The following is a 3,036-nucleotide window of genomic DNA, read 5'->3' as shown; positions in this document are numbered from 1 at the left end:
CCCGCAGCCTTGTAAAAATCTTTTCTGGCTTTGTTGTAATCCTTTGTATGCTCATTGATATGTTTGCGGTCTTTCAGCACTTTGTCATACGATTGATTGATTTTTTTCAGCTGTGCCTCAAGGTCATCCAGTTTAAGACCTTTGTTTTTGAGCAGCTTGTACAGCTCTTTGTCAAGGCCGATTGCTTTCTGATAGGCGTCATAAAGCGAGTCGTAGGCTTTGTAGCGCTTTTCCATAAAAGAAGCAGCGTTCTCAGCTTTTTTCCTGACCTTCTGATCTTCGATTTTTTCCGCCGACGCTTTATTCGCTTCAAACTCCTGCTTTGCTTCGTCTATGCTTTCTTTCTCAGAATTCAAGTGCTTCTCGCGGTTTCCGGCTTTCTTGAGCGCTTTGTCGGAGAGCGCAGCGATCCGGTCAAAATCATCCATATTGAGCCTGATCATTTCCTCGTAAAGCTTAGATTCGGCTTTTTCCAGACTTTTAAGGGAACCCTGCTCTTGTTTAAAAGGCTCTTCCAATTCCACGATCTTCTCCAGCGAGCCGTGAAAAGACTCGACAGGATCTTTCCAGAGACAGCCTGATAGTACAAATGCTGCCGTGAAAAGAACAACGATGCCTGCTGGCACCCGCATGTTTGAAAATTTCACTTCGAACTTCCCCCAATCTCGACAAATTCCACTATAAAATGAATTCGTTTGTTTGACAACAGAAGTCTAAAGCGTATGGACAAGCCGATATCAGATCGGTATGCCGCCGCCTTCGCTTTTAGACCAAAACATTTAGGGAAAATTCCTTGAAGTTGGGCATTCGACTATACAACCGTTGGACTTTTACATAATTTATATTAGACGCCATGCCTACCAAAAAGAAAAGGCTGGCGTAAAATAACGGAGGAGGTCTTCATATGTACGGTTATTGCTGCCCTGGATACGGGTACGGCGGCGGTTATGGATACGGCTACGGCCGCACATTCGCTTTGATCGTCGTTCTCTTTATTTTGCTGATTATTGTAGGGGCCGCTTATTTAGGCTGCTAGCCCCTGATGAATCCGTCATGACCAGCCTCCTTCGGCTGGTCATTTTATCATGCACAGAGATTGCGCGAAAAGAGCAAGATCCGCTATACTTTACATAATGAATCGTTGGGAGTGAAGATGTTGATCACAATGGAAAACATTGTCCGCGACGGGCACCCCGCTTTAAGAACCGTCGCCGAAGAAGTTCAATTGCCAGCTAGCGAAGAAGAAATCAAACAGCTGAGCGACATGATCGAGTTTGTCAAAAACAGCCAGGACCCTGAAATCGCTCAAAAGTACAACCTTCGTCCTGGTGTCGGCCTAGCCGCTCCGCAAATTAATATCAATAAACGAATGATCGCAGTTCATGCCGAAAATGAAGACGGGACACTTTACAGCTATGCGCTTTTCAATCCGAAGATCGTCAGCCACTCTGTTCAAAAATGCTATTTGACAAGCGGCGAGGGCTGCCTGTCCGTCGACGAACCGATTCCCGGATATGTTCCGCGCTATGAACGGATCCGGGTCAAAGGAACGACACTTGATGGCGAAAACGTCGACATCCGCTTAAAAGGATTTCCGGCAATCGTATTCCAGCATGAAATCGATCATTTAAACGGCATTATGTTTTACGACCATATCGACAAAGAAAACCCGCTGAAACAACCCGAAAACGCAACGCCTGTCGGCAGATAATGCACATAAAAAAACGGATCAGACATGATCCGTTTTTTATGGTTTCAAAAGCCCGAGGGCTTCTACCGCGTATTGAATGCCGTCTTCATCGACGGGCTTTGTGACAAAGTCGGCTATTTTTTTCAGCTCGGGCACAGCGTTGCCCATCGCCACTCCGGTTCCCGCAAACTCGATCATCTGCAGGTCGTTCAGACCGTCTCCAAACGCGTAAGTATCCTCTCTGTCGAACGGAAGCTTTTCAATGACTTTTTTGATTCCTTCCGCTTTCGAACCGCCAGAAGGCAGCACATCTGTGGAGCGCTCGTGCCAGCGGACGAGATCAAACTCCTGAAACCGGCTGTACTGCTCTTCCTCGTCTTGCGTACAGAACAAGAGGACCTGAAAAATGTCCCTACCTTTAAAATAGGCGCGGTCCTCTTCCGGCGGATTGACTTTTAAGCTGCCGATTCCTTCGTGGACGAACGGATGGCCGGCAGATGTAGTGCGCATCCCCTCTTCTCCCATGAAGACGAGGGGATGGCCGCAGCTGTCCGAATGCGCAAGCAGCGCTTCCAGTGACTGTTCGGCAATGGGGTTTTTATAAATGACCTCTCCTTCAAAAACGACATATTGTCCGTTATAAGAGACAAAAGAATCGATGCCCAATTCTTCAAGCACAGGCCTGACCATAAACGGCGCCCGGCCTGATGCGATGAAAACATGATGGCCGTGCGCTTTTAAATCGGAGACAGCCTGTTTCGCGGTGTCGGGAATCCGTTTATCATGATCATAAATCGTTCCGTCGATATCAAAGAAAATCAGCTTTTTATCCATGGCAGTGAATCCTTCTCCCTTAGCTAGTATGATTGATGGTTCTCCTGTACCATCATACAAAAACTGCGTACGCGAGAAAACCTTTTCACTCCAAAATCAAAACAAAATCAACATGCCAATAATATCCATGTAACAATAGACGGATTCATCATATAATAGAACTAAAGAGATACGGTAGTGACCGGACAAGTCAGAGAAAGGAGGAATCCGTATGCTACGCCGACTGCGGAAAAAATTAAAAAAACAGCTGAATGGCATGATGCGCAGAAAGTCGATTGCCTAAAAGGACCTTCACTCATGTGGAAGAGTCCTTTTTTTCTCAAGCGCTTTTCTTATGAGGCAATTTCGAATATAATAGAAAGATGAGTCTAACAATCGGCAGTTAAGGAGAGATTTGGATGATCTATAAGGTATTATATCAAGCAAGCAATGACGAAGTAACTGTTCGTGAAAAAACAGATTCAATTTTAGTCGAAGATCAATCTGATCGTGAAGTCAGATCTAAAATAAAA

The 3,036-nt window shown here is 45.6% G+C and carries 5 protein-coding genes; 3 read left to right on the top strand and 2 right to left on the bottom strand.

Going from position 1 to position 3,036, the window contains the following annotated elements; genetic code table 11:
- A partial coding sequence (locus C1T29_RS09120) for a YkyA family protein (protein ID WP_208945717.1) occupies positions 1-647 on the bottom strand: 647 nt, incomplete at its 3' end.
- A 257-nt stretch (positions 648-904) separates the two neighbouring features.
- Here C1T29_RS09120 and C1T29_RS09115 point away from each other — a divergent pair.
- Positions 905-1,036 (top strand): YjcZ family sporulation protein, encoded by a 132-nt coding sequence (locus C1T29_RS09115; RefSeq protein ID WP_003181399.1) that lies wholly within the window; start codon positions 905-907, stop codon positions 1,034-1,036.
- Positions 1,037-1,156: 120 nt separating this feature from the next.
- Positions 1,157-1,711 (top strand): peptide deformylase, encoded by a 555-nt coding sequence (def, locus tag C1T29_RS09110; RefSeq protein WP_023857276.1) that lies wholly within the window; start codon positions 1,157-1,159, stop codon positions 1,709-1,711.
- A gap of 36 nt (positions 1,712-1,747) precedes the next feature.
- On the opposite strand, the gene C1T29_RS09105 is transcribed toward def, so the two are convergent.
- Positions 1,748-2,524, bottom strand: coding sequence for a Cof-type HAD-IIB family hydrolase (locus C1T29_RS09105; protein ID WP_023857277.1), 777 nt, complete (start codon positions 2,522-2,524; stop codon positions 1,748-1,750).
- A gap of 398 nt (positions 2,525-2,922) precedes the next feature.
- On the opposite strand from C1T29_RS09105, the gene C1T29_RS24760 reads away from it, so the two are divergent.
- Positions 2,923-3,036: RNA polymerase epsilon subunit (locus tag C1T29_RS24760; protein WP_231516575.1), on the top strand; the 114-nt coding region annotated here is incomplete at its 3' end.

Source organism: Bacillus sp. MBGLi79 (assembly GCF_002953915.1).
The sequence above is the reverse complement of the archived record's forward strand: the minus strand, read 5'-3'. Positions and strand labels throughout refer to the sequence as shown.